The organism is Mesorhizobium sp. 113-1-2 (genome assembly GCF_016756475.1).
Classification (GTDB): Bacteria; Pseudomonadota; Alphaproteobacteria; order Rhizobiales; family Rhizobiaceae; genus Mesorhizobium; species Mesorhizobium loti_C.
The window spans coordinates 3,682,401-3,702,518 of record NZ_AP023242.1 but is presented as its reverse complement, the minus strand read 5'-3'; the positions used below and the strand labels follow the sequence as shown (position 1 = coordinate 3,702,518).

The 20,118-nt window shown below is 63.9% G+C and carries 20 protein-coding genes; 12 read left to right on the top strand and 8 right to left on the bottom strand.

What is annotated here, in order from left to right; genetic code table 11:
• Nucleotides 1–87 precede the first annotated feature (87 nt).
• Nucleotides 88–984: an NAD-dependent epimerase/dehydratase family protein gene (locus JN279_RS17965; RefSeq protein ID WP_096447624.1), complete on the bottom strand. Its 897-nt coding sequence runs from the start codon at nt 982–984 to the stop codon at nt 88–90.
• Nucleotides 985–1,102: 118 nt separating this feature from the next.
• Here JN279_RS17965 and JN279_RS17960 point away from each other — a divergent pair, with 118 nt between their 5' ends.
• A complete protein-coding gene (locus JN279_RS17960) occupies nt 1,103–2,041 on the top strand; it encodes an NAD(P)-dependent oxidoreductase (RefSeq protein WP_202353523.1) in 939 nt (312 codons plus the stop codon).
• A 20-nt stretch (nt 2,042–2,061) separates the two neighbouring features.
• Here the strand turns inward: JN279_RS17960 and JN279_RS17955 are convergent, their stop codons facing one another.
• Both JN279_RS17955 and JN279_RS17950 read right to left on the bottom strand, forming a co-directional pair.
• Complete coding sequence (locus JN279_RS17955) at nt 2,062–2,844, bottom strand: FadR/GntR family transcriptional regulator (RefSeq protein ID WP_096447628.1); 783 nt, start codon at nt 2,842–2,844, stop codon at nt 2,062–2,064.
• A 186-nt stretch (nt 2,845–3,030) separates the two neighbouring features.
• Nucleotides 3,031–4,020 carry a sugar-binding protein gene (locus JN279_RS17950; RefSeq protein ID WP_096447630.1) on the bottom strand — a complete coding sequence of 330 codons (990 nt, stop codon included), beginning with the start codon at nt 4,018–4,020 and terminating at the stop codon, nt 3,031–3,033.
• Nucleotides 4,021–4,461: 441 nt separating this feature from the next.
• Between JN279_RS17950 and JN279_RS17945 the strand changes: the two genes are divergently transcribed.
• The 11 genes from JN279_RS17945 to JN279_RS17895 all read left to right on the top strand — a co-directional run bounded on the left by JN279_RS17945 (nt 4,462) and on the right by JN279_RS17895 (nt 14,680).
• Nucleotides 4,462–5,205, top strand: a complete 744-nt coding sequence (locus JN279_RS17945) for an ATP-binding cassette domain-containing protein (RefSeq protein WP_096447632.1) — start codon at nt 4,462–4,464, stop codon at nt 5,203–5,205.
• 55 nt (nt 5,206–5,260) lie between these two features.
• The gene (locus JN279_RS17940; RefSeq protein ID WP_095202056.1) at nt 5,261–6,259 is read left to right on the top strand and encodes an ABC transporter permease; all 999 of its coding nucleotides are present in this window, start codon (nt 5,261–5,263) and stop codon (nt 6,257–6,259) included.
• A 189-nt stretch (nt 6,260–6,448) separates the two neighbouring features.
• Complete coding sequence (locus JN279_RS17935) at nt 6,449–7,276, top strand: AraC family transcriptional regulator (protein WP_095202055.1); 828 nt, start codon at nt 6,449–6,451, stop codon at nt 7,274–7,276.
• A gap of 120 nt (nt 7,277–7,396) precedes the next feature.
• Nucleotides 7,397–7,840, top strand: a complete 444-nt coding sequence (locus JN279_RS17930; RefSeq protein ID WP_202353522.1) for an SRPBCC family protein — start codon at nt 7,397–7,399, stop codon at nt 7,838–7,840.
• A gap of 11 nt (nt 7,841–7,851) precedes the next feature.
• Nucleotides 7,852–8,646: an FAD binding domain-containing protein gene (locus JN279_RS17925; protein ID WP_202353521.1), complete on the top strand. Its 795-nt coding sequence runs from the start codon at nt 7,852–7,854 to the stop codon at nt 8,644–8,646.
• A 61-nt stretch (nt 8,647–8,707) separates the two neighbouring features.
• The gene (locus tag JN279_RS17920) at nt 8,708–9,190 is read left to right on the top strand and encodes a (2Fe-2S)-binding protein (RefSeq protein ID WP_096447640.1); all 483 of its coding nucleotides are present in this window, start codon (nt 8,708–8,710) and stop codon (nt 9,188–9,190) included.
• Nucleotides 9,191–9,200: 10 nt separating this feature from the next.
• Complete coding sequence (locus JN279_RS38710) at nt 9,201–10,568, top strand: xanthine dehydrogenase family protein molybdopterin-binding subunit (protein WP_096447642.1); 1,368 nt, start codon at nt 9,201–9,203, stop codon at nt 10,566–10,568.
• Between the two features lies 1 nt (nt 10,569).
• Nucleotides 10,570–11,574 (top strand): xanthine dehydrogenase family protein molybdopterin-binding subunit, encoded by a 1,005-nt coding sequence (locus JN279_RS38705; protein WP_096447644.1) that lies wholly within the window; start codon nt 10,570–10,572, stop codon nt 11,572–11,574.
• Nucleotide 11,575: 1 nt separating this feature from the next.
• Entirely contained in the window at nt 11,576–12,457 is an 882-nt protein-coding gene (locus tag JN279_RS17905) for an AAA family ATPase (RefSeq protein WP_096447646.1), read from the top strand.
• Nucleotides 12,458–12,656: 199 nt separating this feature from the next.
• On the top strand, nt 12,657–13,793 hold the full coding sequence (locus tag JN279_RS17900) for a vWA domain-containing protein (protein ID WP_096447648.1): 1,137 nt from the start codon (nt 12,657–12,659) through the stop codon (nt 13,791–13,793).
• Complete coding sequence (locus tag JN279_RS17895) at nt 13,793–14,680, top strand: amidohydrolase family protein (RefSeq protein ID WP_202353520.1); 888 nt, start codon at nt 13,793–13,795, stop codon at nt 14,678–14,680. Before JN279_RS17900 ends, JN279_RS17895 begins: the two co-directional genes overlap by 1 nt.
• A gap of 214 nt (nt 14,681–14,894) precedes the next feature.
• Here JN279_RS17895 and JN279_RS17890 read toward each other — a convergent pair whose 3' ends face one another.
• Genes JN279_RS17890 through JN279_RS17870 form a run of 5 tightly spaced genes read right to left on the bottom strand, consistent with a single transcriptional unit; the run spans nt 14,895 to nt 19,927 of the window.
• Nucleotides 14,895–16,160 (bottom strand): ABC transporter substrate-binding protein, encoded by a 1,266-nt coding sequence (locus tag JN279_RS17890; RefSeq protein ID WP_096447657.1) that lies wholly within the window; start codon nt 16,158–16,160, stop codon nt 14,895–14,897.
• A 39-nt stretch (nt 16,161–16,199) separates the two neighbouring features.
• Nucleotides 16,200–17,030 carry a carbohydrate ABC transporter permease gene (locus JN279_RS17885; protein ID WP_202353519.1) on the bottom strand — a complete coding sequence of 277 codons (831 nt, stop codon included), beginning with the start codon at nt 17,028–17,030 and terminating at the stop codon, nt 16,200–16,202.
• Entirely contained in the window at nt 17,027–17,950 is a 924-nt protein-coding gene (locus JN279_RS17880; RefSeq protein ID WP_202353518.1) for a carbohydrate ABC transporter permease, read from the bottom strand. Before JN279_RS17880 ends, JN279_RS17885 begins: the two co-directional genes overlap by 4 nt.
• On the bottom strand, nt 17,943–19,094 hold the full coding sequence (locus JN279_RS17875; protein WP_202353517.1) for an ABC transporter ATP-binding protein: 1,152 nt from the start codon (nt 19,092–19,094) through the stop codon (nt 17,943–17,945). The genes JN279_RS17880 and JN279_RS17875 overlap by 8 nt, the downstream gene beginning before the upstream one ends.
• Nucleotides 19,091–19,927 carry a metallophosphoesterase family protein gene (locus JN279_RS17870; RefSeq protein ID WP_202353516.1) on the bottom strand — a complete coding sequence of 279 codons (837 nt, stop codon included), beginning with the start codon at nt 19,925–19,927 and terminating at the stop codon, nt 19,091–19,093. The genes JN279_RS17875 and JN279_RS17870 overlap by 4 nt, the downstream gene beginning before the upstream one ends.
• Nucleotides 19,928–20,118: the final 191 nt, after the last annotated feature.

The following is a 20,118-nucleotide window of genomic DNA, read 5'->3' as shown; positions in this document are numbered from 1 at the left end:
CGGTTTATGGAAGCTGTCAAGCACCACCGAACGCTTGGGCCGCAAAGCGCGCCGCTATACACAAGCCAGCCTCATTCAGCCGCTTGCTCAAGCAGTTTTTACATATTTGCGCCAACTATGTTCCGGGCGGAAGCCGAGCATGTCGCGCGCCTTGCGGTTCGACAGCAGCGTCTCGTATTCGCCGAGTTCTGCCTTGACCGGCACGTTGGGATAAAACCGCTTCAGGAGCTCGGCCGTCGGCAGGTCGGACGAAGTGTCGTCATTGGCGGCGTTGAACACCTGGTAGCCGAGCCCGTCCTTTTCGATGGCGCGCAGCGTGATCTGGCCGAGGTCGCGCGCATCGATATAGCTCCAGGCGATGCGCTTGCGGAAACCGGGATCGGCGAACCATTTCGGGAACAGCGAATACTCATGCGGCTCGATGACATTGCCGATGCGCAGCGCGTAGATATCGGTGCCGTTGCGCTGCGCGAAGGCACGCGCGGTCTTCTCGTTGACGATTTTCGACAGCGCATAGCTGTCCATCGGGTCGACGTCATACTCCTCGTCGAGCGGGAAATATTTGGGATCGCGCGGCTCGTTGGCGAAGACCAGGCCATAGGTCGTCTCACTGGAGGCGACGATCACCTTGCGGATGCCGAGCTTCACCGCCGCCTCGATGACATTGTAGGTGCCCATTGCATTGATGCGGAACACCTCATTGTCCGGCGTGATCATGATGCGCGGGATGGCGGCGAAATGCACCACCGCGTCCACCGGCTGCGGGCGCAGCGAGGGATCGAACTCATGCAGGCCCATATAGCTCGACAGCGCGTTGAACACCTGCCCGCTGTCGGTGATGTCGGTGATCAGCGTGCGCACCTTGGGATTGTCGAGCGGCTTGGTGTCGATGTTGAGCACCTGGCAGCCCTGCTCGACAAGATATTGCACGACATGACGCCCAGCCTTGCCGCTGCCGCCGGTGAACATGATCCGCTTCGTCATTCTGGTCTCCACTACAGGCTCTGGAACAACCGTCTATTGTCAGACAATATTGCTTTCTGCAACCGCATATGGCTAAAACGCCAGTGCAATTATCGATAATCCGGGATAGGACGACGACATGACCACCACCACCGCGCGCGAAAAGATCGGCTTCATCGGCCTTGGCCTGATGGGGCACGGCATCGCCAAGAACATCGTCGACAAGGGCTATCCGCTGACATTCCTTGGCCGCAAGAACCGCAAGCCGGCGGAGGATCTGCTGGGCCGGGGCGCCAAGGAAGCCGCCACCTCGCGCGATGTCGCGGCAGCGTCCGACATCGTCTTCATCTGCGTCACCGGGTCGCGCGAAGTGGAAGCCATCATTCGCGGCGCCGGCGGCCTCAAGGAAGGCTTGAAAAAAGGCTCGGTCGTCGTCGACTGTTCCACCTCGGACCCCGTCTCGACCATGGCGCTTGCGGCCGAACTCAAGGCGCTGGGCATCGACTATGTCGACGCGCCGCTCAGCCGCACGCCGAAAGAGGCTTGGGAAGGCACGCTCGACGCCATGGTCGGCGCGCCCGACGCCCTCTTCGCCAGGGTCAAGCCGGTGATCGAAACCTGGGCCGGCCGCATCGTCCATATCGGCGACACCGGCGACGGCCACCGCATGAAACTGCTCAACAATTTCATCTCGCTGGGCTACGCCGCCATCTATTCCGAGGCGCTGGCCCTGGCCGAGAAGGTCGGCATCTCGCCGCCGCGCTTCGACAGTGTCATCCGCAACGGCCGCATGGATTGCGGCTTCTACCAGACCTTCATGCGCTGGACGCTGGAAGGCGACCGCGACGCCCATAAATTCACCATCGCCAACGCCTTCAAGGACCTGACTTATCTCGAGTCCATGGCGGGTGCGGCCGGCATCGCCAACCCGCTAGGCAACGCCACCAAGAATTCCTTCGCCGGCGCCCATGCCACCGGTCCAGCCGAGCAGTTCGTGCCGATGCTGGCAACGCATATCGCCAAGGTGAATGGCGTCGACCTGATGCCGACGAAGGATGGCAAGAAGCAAACGATCTGAAGCGCGAAGGGCCGGACGGCTTACCGCCGCCGGCTTCCGATCCCCTCATCGGTGTCGGCGAGCAGCTTGTGCACGGCGTTGCGCGCGGCCGCCGGCCGTTGCAGGCGGATGTTCTTCTCGATCGCCTCGTGCAGCTTCTGCGCCCGGTTCTGGTCGCCGACCTGGCGTGTCGTGAAGACGAAGAGATGGTCGAGTGCGGACTCGATCAGCACGCCGAGCGGCACCAAAAGGTCGTTGCCCGAGGCCCGCAGGATGGCGAGGTGAAAGCGGGTGTCGGCGCGGATGCGTTCCGGCAGGTTCGCCGCCTCGCCCATCTCGCGGCAGGCGAGGCTGATCTCGGCCATCTGCTCGTCGCTGCGCCGCATGGCGGCAAAGGCGGAGGCTTCCGGTTCGATGATGTGGCGGAATTCCTGCACGGTGCGCAGGAAGGCTTCACGGTCAGGTGCGGTCGCGTACCAGGCAAGGACATCACGGTCGAGCAGGTTCCAGCGCTCCTTCGGCTCGACCCAGCTGCCGATCTTGGGGCGTGATGCCAAAAGGCTCTTGGCCATCAGCATCTTGATCGCCTCGCGCACCGCCGAGCGGCTGACGTTGAAGGTTTCGGCCCATTTGGCCTCATTGGGCAGGATGCTGCCGGGCGGATAGTCGCCGCGCACGATCCGCAGACCAATCTCGCTGGCGAGCGAGACATGAACGCTGGACCCGGGAAAGTGTACCGCATCCGCCCTGCGCACGACCGCCGGATCGCGGTTGGCTTGCGCCTTGGCCCGGCTGGCTTGTTTCTTTGCCTTTTCGTCCGGCATTCACGTTCCAGTAGGTCGGCCGTCTGTCACCCGGATTGATCCGGAGCTGCAAGGCGCCGATCCCGTTGCCGAAATCCAAACTACGGACGCATCAAGGCCGGAGCCCGTTGCCCCTCGCCGCAGCGTCTTGTCCAGGAATTCAAAGGGGACGGGGCGCCCGCTGCCGAGCGCCCCGAAATCATCAGCTTACTTCTGGATGCAGGTGTCGACCGTGTCCTTGGTGCATTCGTCGAGACCGGTGAACACCGGATCGGCGACCTTGGTGCCCTTGATGAGATCGATCATCACCGAAGGTGCCTTGTAGCCCATTTCGAAGGGCCGCTGGCCGACCAGCGCGGTGACCAGGCCATCCCTGGCGATCGCTACTTCGTCGCCGATCGTGTCGGCGGCGCCGATGACGAAGTCGTTCTTGGCTATCCGGTCCTTGAGCGGCCCGAACAGATCGCGATAGGGCTGCGGCGCGCCGAACAGCGGCCAGCCGCCCATGATGCCGAAGGCATCGAGCTTGGGATTGGCGGCGAGGATGTCGGTCATCGCCTGCACGCCCTTGGCACCGTCATCATTGGTGAACACCGGACAGCCGGCAACTTCCGTCCAGCCGCCTTCACCGGCAAGTGCAGCGAGGCCTTCCTTGCCCGACAGTGCGTCGCGCATGCCCTGGGCACGGCGCAGGATGTTGTCGGCCGCGGGATTGCCCTCAATGGTGCAGATCGTGCCGCCATTCGGCTTGCCCTTCTTGATATACTCGCCGATCTTGTGACCCATCAGATAGTTGTCGGTGCCGAGATAGGTTTTGCGAAGTGCCGCATCTTCCTTGCTGAGGTCGGCATCGACGGTCATGATCGGGATCGTCGGATTGGCGGTCTTGATCGTCTGCGCGATCAGCGGCGCGTTGGACGGTGAAATCGCCATCGCCACCGTGTCGGCCTTGCTCAGCATATCCTGGACGATCTGTGCCTCGCCGGCCTCATCGGAAGTCGACGCCGGACCGGTGTAGAAGCACTCATATTCCGAGCTGGCGTTTTCCTTGTTCCATTTCTCGCAGCCCTGATGAATGGCTTCGAAGAATGGATTGTCGAGACCTTTCACCACGATGACGAGCTGCTTCTTGGCCAAAGCCGGCCCGGCGCCCAGCGCCATGGCGGCGACGGCGGCGAGCAATACTGTTTTCCTCATGTCAGTCCTCCCTTGGAAACAGACGGACACGGCGTGCCCGCCATACAAATCGACCTGATGCGAGATGGCAGAACCAACGCTCGTGCCGCCGGGCAAGGCCGATAAGCATTTTCAGATGCGACCGGACCGGCAACGTGCCGGAACAGCCGATAACCTCCCGCCGGTCCCGCTGCAACGACGGCTTGGGACCAGGTATCTTTCTCCGACCATCAACTAATAACGGCGCGGCGCCAACGTCAATTGCTATTTGTCCTACAAAACGGATTTTTCCGAACCGCACGTCACTATTCGTCTGACAAATAGCCTATTTCGACAATTGACGCACGCGCGAGCATTCGCGTAAATGCCGCTCAACGTTGCTTCCGGGAGGAATGGGGAGCACGATGTAAGAGCTGCGAGCCGGAACAGGCAGGCAGCAAGGCATGGGGAGGCTATAGGCTGGTGGCAGTTCTCGAACTCACCAATATCTCGAAGCATTTTGGCGCCATCCAGGCTGTCAACGACGTGTCGCTGTCGATCGAACCCGGCCAGGTCGTCGGCCTGATGGGCGACAATGGCGCGGGCAAGTCGACACTGGTCAAGATGATCGCCGGCAATTTCCACCCAAGCCATGGCGTCATGCGCATGGACGGCAAGGAATTGATCCTGAACAAGCCGGCGGAAGCCCGCCAGCACGGCATCGAGATCGTCCACCAGGATCTTGCGCTCTGCAACAATCTGACGGCCGCCGCCAATGTCTATCTCGGCCGTGAGCTGAGGCGCGGCGTCGGCCCGTTCCGCATCCTCGACTATGCCGCGATGTACAGGCGCGCCGGCCAGCTCTTTGCCGAATTGAAATCCGAGACCCGCCCGCGCGATCTCGTCAAGCAGATGTCGGGCGGCCAGCGCCAGGCGGTTGCGATCGCCCGCACCATGCTGTCGCAGGCCAAGATCGTGCTGATGGACGAACCGACGGCGGCGATCTCGGTCCGGCAAGTCGCCGAAGTGCTCAACCTGATCCGCCATCTGCGCGACCAGGGCATCGCGGTTGTGCTGATCAGCCACCGCATGCCCGACGTGTTCGACGTCGCCGACCGCGTTATCGTCATGCGGCGCGGACGCAAGGTCGCCGACAAGACAATCGCCTCGAGCTCGCCCGAGGAAGTCACCGGGCTCATCACTGGCGCCATCGAGCAGGTCTCGTAAGCGCGGCTAATTTCACCAGGCTGGCGCGTATCGCAGCCGGCAGGAAAGGTCGATAATGGCAGTCACCCTTGACCAGACGATCGCACAGAAGCAGCACAGTTTCCTGTCGCGGCTGTTCTCCACCCAGACCTTCTGGGTGGTGATAGCCGTCATCCTCGCCTGCATTTTCCTGTCGTTCGCCACCGACGCCTTCGCGACGTCGAAGAACCTCTACAACATCACCCGAAACATCACCTTCGTCGCCATCATCGCGCTCGGCATGACCTTCGTCATCATCACCGGCGGCATCGACCTGTCGGTCGGCTCGGTGCTGTGCCTGTCGTCGATGGTACTGGCCGTTACCATGCATGCCGGCTACTCGATCGAAATCGGCATCCTGGCCTCGATCGCCACCGCGCTTGCCATCGGCGCTTTCAACGGCATTCTGATCGCCTATCTCGGCTTCCCGCCCTTCGTGGTGACGCTCGGCATGCTGTCGATTGCCCGCAGCCTGGCCATGGTCGCCTCCAACAACACGGTCGTCTTTCAGTTCGGGCCGGACCACGACAAGTTGCTGGCGCTCGGCGGCGGCGCCTGGGTGTTTGGTATCGCCAATCCCGTGCTCTACATGATCCTGCTGGCGCTGATCACCGGCTTCATCCTGCGTTGGACCAAATTCGGCCGCCACATCTTCGCCATTGGCGGCAATGAGCACGCGGCAACGCTGACCGGCGTTCCCGTGAAGCAGATCAAGGTCGCGGTTTACATGATCTCGGCGCTGTCGGCGGGCATTGCCGGCATCATCCAGACCGGCTGGCTGGGCGCCGTCACCACCAATCTCGGCACCGGCATGGAACTGCAGGTCATCGCCGCCACCGTCATCGGCGGCGCCAACCTGGCCGGCGGCGTCGGCACCGCCTTCGGCGCCATTGTCGGTGCGGCCCTTATCGAGGTGATCCGTAACAGCCTTGGCCTGCTTGGCATCAACGCCTTCTGGCAGGGCGTGTTCATCGGCGGCGCCATCCTGCTGGCGGTGCTGTTCGACCGCATCCGCAATTTCAGGCGCAGCGACTGACGTTCAGGCGCGCCTTTCCTTCTCCCCTTGCGGGGAGAAGGGGAAACCTATCGCTCAGTCTGAAAATCGGCCGAAGCGGTCCGCCATGGCTACCGGCCAACAGCCGATATCTTGACGGAAACCGGAAACCGGCCGCACAATCCTCGATGCAGGCGAAGGGAGGCCAGTCGTCTGCGGGAGGATATACCCATGACGGACGCGATCAGGCTCTACTGGGGCCGGTTCGGACATGTTTCTGTCCTGAATGTCGCAAGCGACTTCGTCACCCATGCCCATGTCGAGGCTCATCTGATCATCTGGCTCGAAGGCACCGCCGGCGAGATGACCATCGGCCGCGAAACGGTCCGGCTTGGACCATGCACTGCCGCCGGCATCAATTCCTTCCAGCCGCACAGCCATGTCCTGTCGCAGAACGGCCGGCCGGGCCTGTTCCTCGCCTTCTACATCGATCCCGACTGGGCGCGCCGCCGCCGCGACCTGCCCTCCTCCGCGCCACTGTTTGCCCAGGCCGCGATCACGCTGGAGCCCTGGCTGCACCAGGCCGCCGCCAGCCTGCTCGACCATCTGACAGACAATGAAAGCGTCGACGATGTCGCCAATTACGAGATCGAGCGCTTCATCGATTCGGTGCTCGATGCCGCCGATGCCTCGGCGCCGCAGGAGGCGCGCACCCGCATCAACACCATGCAGGATTTCCGTGTCCGCAAGGCCATCCAGCTGATGAAGGCCAATGTCTGCGAGCGCATTTCCTTCGACGACGTGGCCCGCAGCGTCGGCCTGTCGCGGCCGCATTTCTTCGCCCTGTTCAAGGAACAGACCAATCTGACGCCCAACGTCTACTGGAACACGCTGCGCATGGAGGAAGCGGTGCGGCAGCTGCAGTGGTCGCAGGAGCCGCTGATCTCGGTCGCCTGCAATCTCGGCTTCACCACGCAGGGCAATTTCTCGCGCTTCTTCCGCGACCATGTCGGCGTGCCGCCGACGCTTTACCGCGAGGCCGCGCGGGCGAATGCCTGAGCCGGCCTGCCAGGGCCGTATTTTCAGACTCCTTGATACGCGCGCAAGACGCATTGATAAGCGTCGCTCGGGCCACCGCCCTACCCTTGCCCGACTGTCGCATTCGCAAGGGAACGTCCTATGGCAAAAGTCACCATCTCCAGCGTCATCGACGCGCCGGTCGAAAAGGTCTGGGCGCGCATACGCGACTTCAACGGCCTGCCGGGCTGGCATCCGCGCATGGTCGAGAGCCATATCGAGGATGGCAAGGACGCCTCGACGATCGGCTGCGTGCGCAATTTCGAGCTGATCACCGGCGCGCGGCTGCGCGAAAAACTGCTCGATTTCTCCGATGACAATTTTCTTATCAGCTATTCCATCCTGGAAACGCCGCAGCCGCTGACCAACCACAAGGCGACGCTGCAATTGCGCCGCGTCACCGATGGCGACCGCACCTATGCCGAATGGACCGCCAGCTTCGATGCGGCACCCGAGGAAGCCGACAAGATCGCCGCCGGCATGGGCGCCAACGTCTTTCAGGGCGGTTTCAACGCCCTGAAGAGCCATTTTGCCGGCCAGAGCTGAAGGAGCGGGCCATGGCTCTGGCGCTGCAAACTTTTGCAACCGTGAAAGACGCCAACGCGGCGCTGAAGGCGGTCGGCACCCGCTATCTCGGCGGGGGCACACTCGTGGTCCGCGCGGCCAATGAAGGCGATGTTTCGGTCTCCAGCCTTGTCAGGTCAACCGACCCGGCCCTGTCGGCCATTGCAGTCGCCGGCGGCAAGGCCCGCATTGGCGCTTCGGTGACCATGGCGGCGATCGCCCGTCATCCTGGGCTCGCCATCCTTGCCAAGGCCGCACGCGCTGTCGGCGGCCCAGCGATCCGCAACATGGCGACCGTCGGCGGCAATCTGTTCGCGCCCGCGCCCTATGGCGATTTCGCCGTGGCGCTGCTGGCGCTCGACGCCACGGTCGGCACCGAGGACGGCGAATTGCCGATCGAGACTTTTCTCCCGGGGCGGGATGGCAGCCGTGCCATCGTCACGTCGGTGAGCTTCACGCTGCCCAAGGCCGACGGCTTCCGCTTCCTGAAAGTGTCGCGGGTCAAGCCCAAGGGCGTCTCGGTGCTGAGCATCGCCGCGATTCTGGACCAGGCTGCCGACGGCACCGTGTCTTCGGCGCGGATCGCGCTCGGCTGCATGGCCGACCGGCCGATGCGTGCCAGGGCGGCGGAAAGGGCGCTCAAGGGAAAGTCGCTCGACCAAAACGGCATCGCAGCAGCGCTAACCGCCGCCTCCGAAGGCATCGCGCCCATCACCGATCCGATCGCCAGCGCCTGGTATCGCGCTGAAGTCCTGCCGGTCCATCTCGGCCGGCTGCTGCTGACCTGAAATCACCCGTTGGGGGGCGCGCGTCTGTCCGATCCGTCGGACAGGCGCGCAAGGAGGAAACATGGCGAAGGTCCCGGTTCAATTCACGCTCAACGGCTCGGAAAAGGCCGAATTCATCGACAGCGGCACGACGCTGCTCAACGCCTTGCGCGACAAGATCGGCGACACCTCGCCGAAAGGCGGCTGCCACCAGGGCACCTGCGGCGCCTGCTCCGTCATCATCGACGGTGAGCTCCGGCTGTCCTGCCTGACGCTGGCAGAAACCTGCAACGGAACAACAATCACGACGACGTCGGGACTGTCGGAAAGTGGCGTCCTGCATCCCTTGCAGCGCGCCTTCCTCGACACATTCGCCACACAATGCGGCTTCTGCACGCCGGGCATGATCATGGCCGCCAAGGTGCTGCTCGACCACACGCCCAACCCCAGCCGCGACGAGGTGGTGGAGGCACTGTCGGGCAACATCTGCCGCTGCACCGGCTACGAGCCGATCATCCAGGCGGTGCTGACGGCGGCCCGCGCCAATTCGCAGAACGCGGCCTGAGGGATCAAAAATGGAACTGCGCAAGAACTACTTCGCCGATGTCCGCAAGGACGATCTGCACGAAATCGGCCAGCCCCGCCCCCGCTCGGATTCGCCTGGCCATGTCACCGGCAAGACCGCCTATTTCGCCGACCGCAACTTCCCCGGCATGCTGCACCTGAAGATGGTGCGCAGTCCGCATCACCACGCCCGCATCCGCTCAATCGACACATCGGAGGCGGAGAAGCATCCGGGCGTGGTCAAGGTGCTGACCGCCAAGGATGTGCCGCACAATGTCTACACCATTCTGATCCTGATCCAGATCGGCCCGGAGGACGAGACGGTGCTGGCCGACGGCAAGGTGCGTTGGAAGGGCGAGGCCGTGGTGGCGGTGCTGGCCGAGACCGAGCGTGCCGCCCAGGAAGCCGCCGCCAAGGTCAAGGTCGACTACGAAGTGCTGCCGGCCGTCTTCGACATGGAGGAAGCGCTGAAACCAGGCGCGCCTTTGGTCAACGAATATCATGGCCAGAACTATTATCTCTATGACAGCGGCGAATGCCGCAAGGTGCGCTTCGGCGATGTCGAAGCGGGCTTTGCCGGCGCCGACCACATCCTCGAACAGAGCTACCAGTCCTCGCCGATCGAGCACGCGCCAACCGAAACCACCGGCTGCGTGGTGGCGCCGGAAGGCAACGACCGCTTCACCTGCTACACCAACACGCAGGCGATGTTCTTCACCCTCGACAACACCTCGATCATCCTGCAGATGCCGGGCTCGAAGCTGCATTTCGTCGGCGGCACGGTCGGCGGCGGTTTTGGCGGCAAGGTCGACGTCATCGTCGAGCCGATCGCCATCCTCGGCGCCAAGCTCACTGGCCGGCCGGTCTCCTTCATCTACAGCCGCGAGGAGGAGATGCAGATCTCCTCGCCCCGCGCCGCCGAAAAGGTCGTCATCAAGGACGGCGTGATGACGGACGGCCGCATCGTCGCGCGCAAGGTCACCGGCTACACCGATGCCGGTGCCTATTCGCGCCACTCGCCCTATGGCGCGCAGAAGGGCGCCGGCCACTATCCCGGCCCCTACACCATTCCCAATGTCTGGATCGATACCTACTGCGTTTACACCAACCGCACGCCGTCCTCGGCCATGCGCGGCTTCGGCGTCACCATCGGCGACTTCGCGCTGGAGGTGCAGATGGACAAGCTGGCGAGGCTGATCGGCATGGACCCGCTCGAATTCCGCTTCATCAACGCCTATCGCGACGGCGACATGAAGGCGCATCGCCAGCCCACCGAAGGGGCGGCACTGATCGAATGCATGCAGGAAGCCTCGCGCGCCGCCAACTGGCCGGTGGCGGAGAAATTCATGGCGATGTCCTCCTACAAGAAGGGAGCCTGATATGGCGATCCGGCGTGGACGCGGCGTTGCCGCGATCAACTATCCCACCGGCATGAATCTCGGCGGCGACCCGACCCAGGCGCTGGTGCATTCGACGCCGACCGGCAATTTCATGGTGACGCTGTCCTCGGTCGATCTCGGCCAGGGCATGAAGCAGATCATGGCGCAGATCTGCGCCGAGACGATCGGCGTGCCCACCGACCGCGTCGTCGTCGACACCGCCGACACCGATACCGGCCCGCACTGCATGGGCACCTTCGCCTCACGCGGCACCCACCGCGCCGGCAATGCCGTCATCCAGGCGGCAAGGGAAGCACGCCAGGTGATGCTGGAAGTGGCGGCCGAGGAACTGGAGGTCAACGCCTCCGACCTCGAGACCGACGGCCAGGGCAACATTCTGGTCAAGGGCGCGCCGCAGAAATCGATCTCGATCTACGATGTCGCTTTGTCGGCGCATTTCAAGCGCGGCCGCTCGATCTCAGGCCGCGGCATGTTCCTGATCCCGCGCTCCTACCCCGAGAAAGAAACCGGCGCGATGAAGCCCTCGACCTGCTACGCGCACGCCTGCACCGTGGCCGAAGTCGAGGTCGACGACGAGACCGGCGAAGTGACCGTGCTGACCGTGAAGAACGTCTTCGAGATCGGCCGGGCGCTGAACCCGAAAATGGTCGAACAGCAGCTCGTCGGCGGCTCCTGGATGGGCATCAGTCACGCGCTCTATGAAACCACTGAGCCCTATTACCCCAACCGCGACCATGGCGGCACCGACTTCAACCAGTATCTGATGCCTGGTCCCGGCGACCTCGCGCAAACCGAGATCATCGTGCTGGAGCGGCCCTCGGCGGACGGGCCTTATGGCGCCAAGGGGCCGGGCGAAATGTGCGCCAACCCACAGATCCCAGCCGTCGCCAACGCCGTCTTCGACGCCGTCGGCGTGCGTATCGACACGCTGCCGATCACGCCGGAGCGCATTTTGCGCGCGCTCAAGGCGCAAGCGGCGAACTGACATGCCCGAGGTGAACGCCGAGACTGTCGCGACCTCGCCGGAGGCGGTGGCGCAGCACCTCGCCGCCTCGCGCTATCTGGCCGACGACAGCCTGGCCACCGCCATCTTCCTGGCGATCCGCCTGGGCAAGCCGCTGCTGCTCGAGGGCGCGCCGGGCGTCGGCAAGACCGAAGCGGCCAAGGCAATCGCCGAACTGCTCGGCCGCGATCTGGTGCGGCTGCAGTGCTATGAAGGTATCGATGCCGCACATGCGCTCTATGAATGGAATTACCAGCGCCAGTTGCTCGCCATCCGCCATGCCGGCGAGCACGAGATCGACATCTATGACGACCGTTTCCTGATCGCCCGCCCGCTCCTGCAGGTGCTGAAGGCGCCGGAGCAACGCGTGCTGCTGGTCGACGAGATCGACCGTTCCGACCATGAATTCGAGGCGCTGCTCTTGGAATTCCTCTCCGATTTCCAGATCAGCATCCCCGAGCGCGGCACCATTCGTGCCGAGGCACAACCGATCGTCATCTTGACCTCCAACCGCACGCGCGAACTCGCCGAAGCGCTGCGCCGGCGCTGCGTCTACCACTGGATCGGCTACCCCGACGCCGAGCGCGAGGCCGCCATCATCATGCTACGCGCCGGCGATGTGGCTGAGGCCACCGCGCGCGCCGTGGCGGCAGCAGTGCAGACCATCCGCGCCCGCCCGCTGGCCAAGCCGCCCGGCATCGCCGAGGCGGTCGAATGGGCCAATGCCGCAACCATTCTGGAAAAAGGCGGCAGCCCGTGGCCGGAAGCCTTCCGCCGCGCCATCGGCGTATTGATCAAGGACGAGGAAGACCTATCCTACATCGCGCCCGAGCTCGGCCGGATCGTCGAGGAGGCGATGGGGTGAGCCGGGACCTCATTCCGCAACGCTGGCGGGGCAGCACCCCTCTCTGTCCTGCCGGACATCTCCCCCTCAAGGGGGGAGATCAGCGGTTATTTCGGCTTTCGCCAATCTCCAGCGTCGCAGAACCAGGCGAGGCGTCAAAGCTGCCAATCTCCCCCCTTGAGGGGGAGATGTCCGGCAGGACAGAGGGGGGCGACACGGAATGATGCGGGAAACAAGCTTACCCCGAGCCGCCGCGCCATTCCTGGGTTTTGCCAGGCTCTTGCGCCGCCACGCCTTCGCCATCGCTTCCGAGCAGGTCTCCGGCTTCATGCAGGCGGTGACCCTGCTCGGACCGCGCTCGATGAACGATATCCGCGAGGCTGCGCTCGCAACGCTTGCGCCCCCACCCGATCGCCGCGACGAATTCGAGGCGCATTTCCAGAGCCATTTCTACGGCAACACTTCGGCCGTGGTCGAAGCCGACGCCGACGAGGAGACCCGCATCAAGGATGATGGCGGCGCCGACGACGAGCGGATTGAAGCCGAGCACAGCCAGGAAGGCGGCGAACTGTCATCGGCCCTGGAGCAGTTGAGCACACGCGACTTCCAGCGCGACGACGACAGACTGACCGCCTTCCGCCGCAAGTTGTCGACCGCGCTGCCCGCCCGCCGCTCCTTCCGCACCGTGCGCACCCATTCGCGTGGCAAGCTCGACCTGCGCCGCTCATTGCGCGAAATCGTCAGCGCCGATGGCGACGTGCCCTCGCCGCTGCTGCGCCGCCGCCAGACCGTGCCGCGCAAGCTGCTGATGTTGATCGACGTCTCCGGCTCAATGAAACTGCATACCGCCGATTACCTCAAGCTGGCGCATGCCGCCGTGCAAGGCGCCGACCGTGCCGAGATCTTCACCTTCGGCACGCGGCTGACCCGCATCACCGCGGCGCTCCGCATTCGCGACCGCGATCAGGCGCTGGCCCGCGCGGCCGCCCAGGTCGACGACTGGGACGGCGGTACCCGCATGGGGCCGACACTGCTGGCCTTCCTCTCGGTGCCGCGCTTTTCGTCCTTTGCGCGCGGCGCCGCTGTCGTCATCCTGTCAGACGCGCTGGAGCGCGGCGACCATGCCGAGCTGGAGATGGCGATGCGAAGGCTGAGCGCCCGCGCTTTCCGGCTGTCGCTGGCCACACCTTTGGCCGGCGACCCGCGCTTCCGCCCAGTGACGGCGGCTCTCCGCGCCATACTGCCGGTGCTGGACGATCTGGTCGACGGCTCCTCGCTCGCCGGCCTCACCGATTTCATCCTGTCGCTGGCCCGCCCTGCTCCGGCCGCGGCGACAATCTGGAAAAGGGTTTCGTGATGCAGAAAGCCATCGACGCACATTTCCATATCTGGCGCCAACAGGACCAACCCTGGCTGGTCGGGCCGATGGTACCGCGCATCTTCGGCCCCTACGAGCCGATCCGCCGCGACTACCCGATCGGGGAATTCCTCGAAGACCAGAAAGGCTCGGGCGTCGAAAAGGCCGTCTATGTTCAGACCAACTGGGCGAAGGAGGATTTCGAGAAGGAAGTCGCCTTCCTGCAGAAGACGGCTGACGAGACCGGCTGGCCGCACGCCGTCGTCGGCTATGCCGACATGACGGTCGACGATGTCAGGCCGCAGATCGACCGGCTGATGAAATACAAGCTGCTGCGCGGCGTGCGCATGCAACTCCACTGGCACGAAACACCGGCCTTTCGCTTCGCCGCCTCGGCGGATCAGGTCATCGACCCCAAGGTGCGCGCCAATGTCGCCAAGTTGAAAGACTATGGCCTGTCCTTCGACCTGCAGCTCTTCCCCGCCCAGATGAAGGACGGGCTGGCGCTGGTCGGCGAGAATCCGCAAACCAATTTCATCCTCACCCATGCCGGCATGCTGACCGGCATGGAGCCGGAAACCACCGAGGCCTGGAAGGCCGGCCTGCGCACGCTCTCAGCCGCGCCGAATTTCTACGCCAAGCTGTCCGGTCTCGGCACCTTCGTCCACCGTAACGACCCGGCGTTGATCGCCTATATCGTCGACAATGCGATCGACATTCTGGGCTCGGACCATCTGATGTTCGGTTCGAACTTCCCGATCGAGAAGCTGTGGACCAGCCACGCCGAACTGATCAAGGCGCACCGCGATGCGGTGGCCAGGCATGGTGCCGCCGCCGAGGCCGATATCTTCTGGAACACGGCCGAGAAGGTTTACAGGCCGGTCTAGCGCAGCTTCTTCCTTCTCCCCTTGTGGGGTCCGAAGGACGGGGCGAGACCCGTGGCTCGCCCCAGGGCGGTGGACTCGCGAAGCGAGGTCGGATGAGGGGTGTTCCAGGGAACACCGACGTCTCACTCCGCTGGAACACCCCTCATCCGTCTCGGCGCTGCGCGCCGATCCACCTTCTCCCACAAGGGGAGAAGGAAGAAGGCGCCACAAGCCCTCACTGCGTCGGCAGCATGCCCTCGACGTCGCTGGCAGCATCCGTCAGCGCTTCCTTGGGCGAGGCCGACAGGTCGACGATGCGCGACAGATTGTCGACGATCGTCCGCGTTACCTTGACACCATTGGTTCCCGGGAAGGCATACCACGGAACCATCAGCGGCATCTGGCTGAGCCCGGCCTGGAACAGCGGGTTCTTCTTGTAGAAATCGCCGAGATAGTCTGACGATTTCGCCGCCAGCTCGTTGTTGGGGACATAGCCGGTGCCCGGCACGACGACGGAAGCGCCATAGGGACCGGCGGCGAATTTCGCGAACTTCCAGGCGGCCTCCTGCTTGGCCTCGTCCTTGGTCAGGATGACGACGGCATTGCCGCCGGTCGGCAGATGGCCGTTGACCGGATCGATCAACGGGATTTTCGCTGTGCGCAGCGTGAATTTGTCACCGACATTCTTGATCGTGTTGACCAGCGCACCTGTGGTTTGGAATTCGAAACCGACCTTGCCGGCCGCGAAGGCCTGCTCGCCTGCCGGCTTGGTGAACACCGGCATACCGCCCTCCTTCACCATCCGCTCGAGGATCTCCACAGCCTTCTCGCCTTCCGGCCCATTGAAGGCGACCTTGCTTTCGTCCTCGTTCAGCATCTTGCCGCCGGCGCCGAACAGCAGCGCCGAGAACATCCAGTCATCGCCCTGCCAGCGGAAGTCGATGCCGTCGACGCCATTGCCGAGCGCCTTGATCTTGCCGCCGAGCGCGATCACCTCGTCCCAGGTCTTGGGCGGATTGTCCGGATCGCCGCCGGCCGCCTTCACCAGGTCGGCATTGTAATACATGATCGGATTGGAGGTGGCGAAGGCGAGGCCGACCTGCTTGCCGTTGACCTGCGCCAGCTTCAGGATCGTGTCGGAGAAGCCGAGCTCCGCCATATTGCCTTCCTTCTTGACCAGCGGGCCGAGATCGACGGCGACGTCGCGTTCATTGAGCATGCGCAGGCGGTTGAGGCCGATGAAGGTGATGTCGGGCATCTCGTCGGTGCCGGCCTGGCGAAGAATGGTCTGGATGCCTTCCTCATAGGTCGCCGACGGGCTGGCGAACTGGATCTTGATGTCGGGATTTTCCTCCATGAACTTCTTCGAGATCGTGTCCATCACGTTCTTGAAGAAGCCCGGCATCGGGTAGTGAACCGTCAGTGTCGTTTCGGCATAGGCCGGAAGGGCTGCCGCCAGCGACACCGCCGCTGCGGCGAAAATCCTGGAAAAATGCTTCATTGCTAGTGCTCCTTGTTGGCCCAATTGGTTGTAGGCAGATCAGCCTTTGAGACCGGTCATGGTGATGCCTTCGACGAAGCGTTTCTGCGCGAGCAGGAAGGCGGCGACGAGTGGAAGGGTGATGATCAGCGTGGCGGCCATTAGCGCGCCGTAGTCGTCGCCGGCCTCGGCGGCGCGGAAATACATCAGGCCAAGCGGCGGCGTGGCGTAGGCCTGCTTGCTGACGACGATCAGCGGCCAGTAGAGGTCGTTCCAGTGCGCGACGACGGAAAAGATCGCGAAGGCGGTGACCGCCGGCCAGGCATTGGGCACGATGACGCGCGCCACGATGCCGAGTTCGGACATGCCGTCGAGCCGTGCCGCGTGCAGCAGATCATCGGGCATGGCGCGGAAGAACTGCAGGAACATGAAGATCGCGAACACCGATATGGTGAAGGGCGCGACCAGCGAGGTGTAGCTGTTCAAGAGCGACATCCGGTCGAAGGCGACATAGAGCGGCAGCGCCGTCGCATGGATCGGCACCAAGAGGCCGAGCATGACCAGCACCATCATCAGCCGCGCGGCGCGGAACTTCAGTTTGGCCATCGCATAGGCGCAAGGGATGGCGACCACCACTTGGAAGAAGAAGATCAGGCCGCAGACGACGACGCCGTTCCACAAAAGCGTCGCCATCGGCACCTTGGCAAACGCCTTGGCGAAGTTCTCGTCGAAGTAGAAATGCTGCGGGATGAGCGTCAGCGACGAGGTGAAGATGTCGCTCTGCGTCTTGCCCGCTGTCGAGATCATGAAGATGTAGGGCGCAAGGATCATCAGCGCGCCGAGCAAAAGCAGCGCGAAGCGGATGATGCGGCCAGCCGGAATGCCTGTCATGTGTAGTGCACCCGCCGGTCGAGCACGCGGTATTGCAGAAGCATCAGCACGACCAGGATCGCCAGGAAGACGACGGTCATTGCCGAGGCGTAGCCGACGCGCAGATAGACGAACCCTTCCTGGTAGATGGTGAAAAGCAGCACTTCCGACGCCTTGTTGGGCCCGCCGTCGGTCAGCATTTTCACCGTCTCGAAGACCTTCACCGCATTGGTGATGCTGATGGTGACGACGAACAGCGTCGTCGGTCCGAGCATCGGCCAGGTGACGAGGAAGAACCGGTCGAGCGCCGATTTCGCGCCATCGACGTGCGCGGCGGCATAGAGCTCGCGCGGGATCGCCGTCAGGCCGGCCAGGAACAGCACCATGTTGAAGCCGACCGACTGCCAGACGCCGATGATCGACAGGCTGTAAAGCACGGTGTTCGACGCGCCGAGCCAGTTCGGGCCGGGAATGCCGGCAAGCGAAAGCAGCGCGTTGAGCGGCCCGATCGTCGGGTGGAAGATGTATTGCCAGACCGTAGCCATGGCGACGATCAGCGAGGCGACGGGCAGGAAATAAACGGTGCGGAAAAAGCCGCGCGCCCGCCCCTCGCCTTCGATCAGGAGGGCAACCCCCAGGCCAAGCACGATCGAGACCGGCGCGACGATCGCCGTGTAGACCGATGTGTTCCATAGCGACCGGCGGAAGGTGCGGTCGTTCAGGAGATGCGCGTAATTCTCGAAGCCGACAAAGCGGAACTTGCCGTAGCCGAGTTCGAAATCGGTGAAGCCGAGAAAGATGACGGCCGCCACTGGCAACAGCACGAACAGCACCAACAGCACGATGGCCGGCGCCGCCAGCAGCCAGGCGGTCCGATCCTCGCTGCGCGCGCGCAGTGCCGCGGCGATCGGGACATTGCCCGCCAGCGCGACGCTAGACATAGGCCGGCTCCTGCCGTGCGCCCGCCGCGATGCGCAGCCGCTTTCCTTCCGGTCCGAAGACCATCGCCTGTTCGGGGGCCAGAAGGACACCCACCTTCATTCCGGCGATCAGGTCCCTCGCCTCCTGCGGCGCCAGCTTGGCGACGACGCCGTCGCCGGAGGCGTCGAGCCGGCAATGAGCAATGACTTCCGAGCCGAGGAATTCGAGGCGTTCGATCCGACCGGCAAGGCCGCTCCGCCCGCTGGGGGACAGTTTGACGAATTCCGGCCGGATGCCGAGGCTGACCGGGCCGTTCGCCACCTTCTCCAGCAAAGCCAGCCGGATGCCTTCGAAGCCGACGCGGCCGTTCTCGGCCTTCGCCGGGATGATGTTGATCCTCGGCTGGCCAACGAAGCGCGCGACCTCGATATGGGCCGGGTCGTTGTAGATCACATCTGGTGCTGCGAGCTGCAGCAGATTGCCGCCGATCATCACCGCCACCCGGTCGGCCATCGAAAGCGCCTCGGCCTGGTCGTGCGTCACATAAAGCGTCGGCACGCCAGCGCGGCGATGCAGCTCGACGATCTCGCCGCGCGCATGGACGCGCAGATTGGCATCGAGGTTAGAGAGCGGCTCATCCATCAGGAAGATGCTGGGATGGCGCACCATGGCGCGCGCCAGTGCCACGCGCTGGCGCTGGCCGCCCGACATCTGCCCCGGCTTGCGGTCGAGCAGATGGTCGATCTTGAGCAAACCCGCCATCTCGCGGACATCGCGCGCAATACCGGTGCGGATCTCCTTCTGGCCGGGCAGCAGCGAGCCGACCAGCGGCAGGCGCTGCGACCGGCTGAGCCGCTTCATGGCGAGCGGCACGGCGATGTTCTGGCCCGCCGTCAGATGCGGATAGAGTGCGTAGGACTGGAACACCATGGCGATGTTGCGGTCGGCCGCGGCAACCGGCGACATGTCCCTCCCGTCGACGAAGATGTCGCCGCTGTCGGCATGGTCGAGCCCCGCCAGAATGCGCAGCAAGGTGCTCTTGCCGCATCCGGAGGGGCCGACGAGCGCGATGAACTCACAGGCTTCGACATCAAGGCTGACGCCATTCAGGATGGCATTGCCGCCGAAGGATTTCTTCAGGCCGCGAAGCGACAGCGCGCTCATGACGCGACCCGCTTGCGAACCTTGTGCGCCTCGTGCGGATAGACATCGGCCACCACATCGTCGAGGACGTAAGCCGTCATGCCGGGGATGGCGACGATCTCGCTGGCGACCGTGTCGCCGAATCGATGAATCACAGCGCCAAGCAGCCGCTCTCCCGGCATGTCGCGCTCCATGTCGCCGACCACGAAGGCCGCCGACGGACCCCAGACCAGCGAGGTGTTTTCGTAATGGCCTTGCCATGCCCGGTGCAAATGGCCGCTGGCGAACAGCGCGACATCGTGGGCGGCGATCAGGTCGTAAAGGCGCTTGCGCTGCGCCGGCCTGACGCTCCAGTAGCCGGTATCACCCTCACCGGGTTCATCGATAAACAGCGGTTTGTGGGCAAAGAGCGCGACACGCCGGCTGCCACGGCTTTCCAGCGCGCTCCGCAGCCAGTCGAACTGCGCCTCTTCCTCGGCATCGTCAAAACCCATCAGCAGGCTGTCGAGCCCGATGAGACGCCAGGTGCCGGTGTCCTCCACCCAGTAATCAGGGCCGACCAGCCGGCGCCAGCGCTCAAGGCGTCCGGCATTGACCGGCTGCAGCGAGCCGGGGAAATGGCCGACATCGTGATTGCCGGGCACCAGCAGCATCGGCGTGGAGATTTCCCGCATCAGATCCATGCAGAAGGTGATGTCGTCGTCCCGGTCGGCACCGTCGACGCTGAGGTCGCCGGTATGGATGACAAGGTCGGCGCCGCTCTGCGCGATCCAAGCGGCGAGCGGTTCCCAATTGCCGTTGAAGTGCGGCTTGGTCGGGCTGAAATGGGTGTCTGTGATCTGAACGATTTTCATGCCGGCTCCACCATGCGAGCCGCGCCCCCAGGCGAGCGGCATCGCGTGGGGCTTCCTTAGTGCCGTTCCATGTCACTTCCTTAACAGCCGCTGGGATAAACCCTGCAATTGCGGTCAGAGGCCGGCGAAGGGTAGCCGGCGGCGATCGCCGCAACGCGGGAAACCGAATAGATTTCAGACACTTGTTTCTG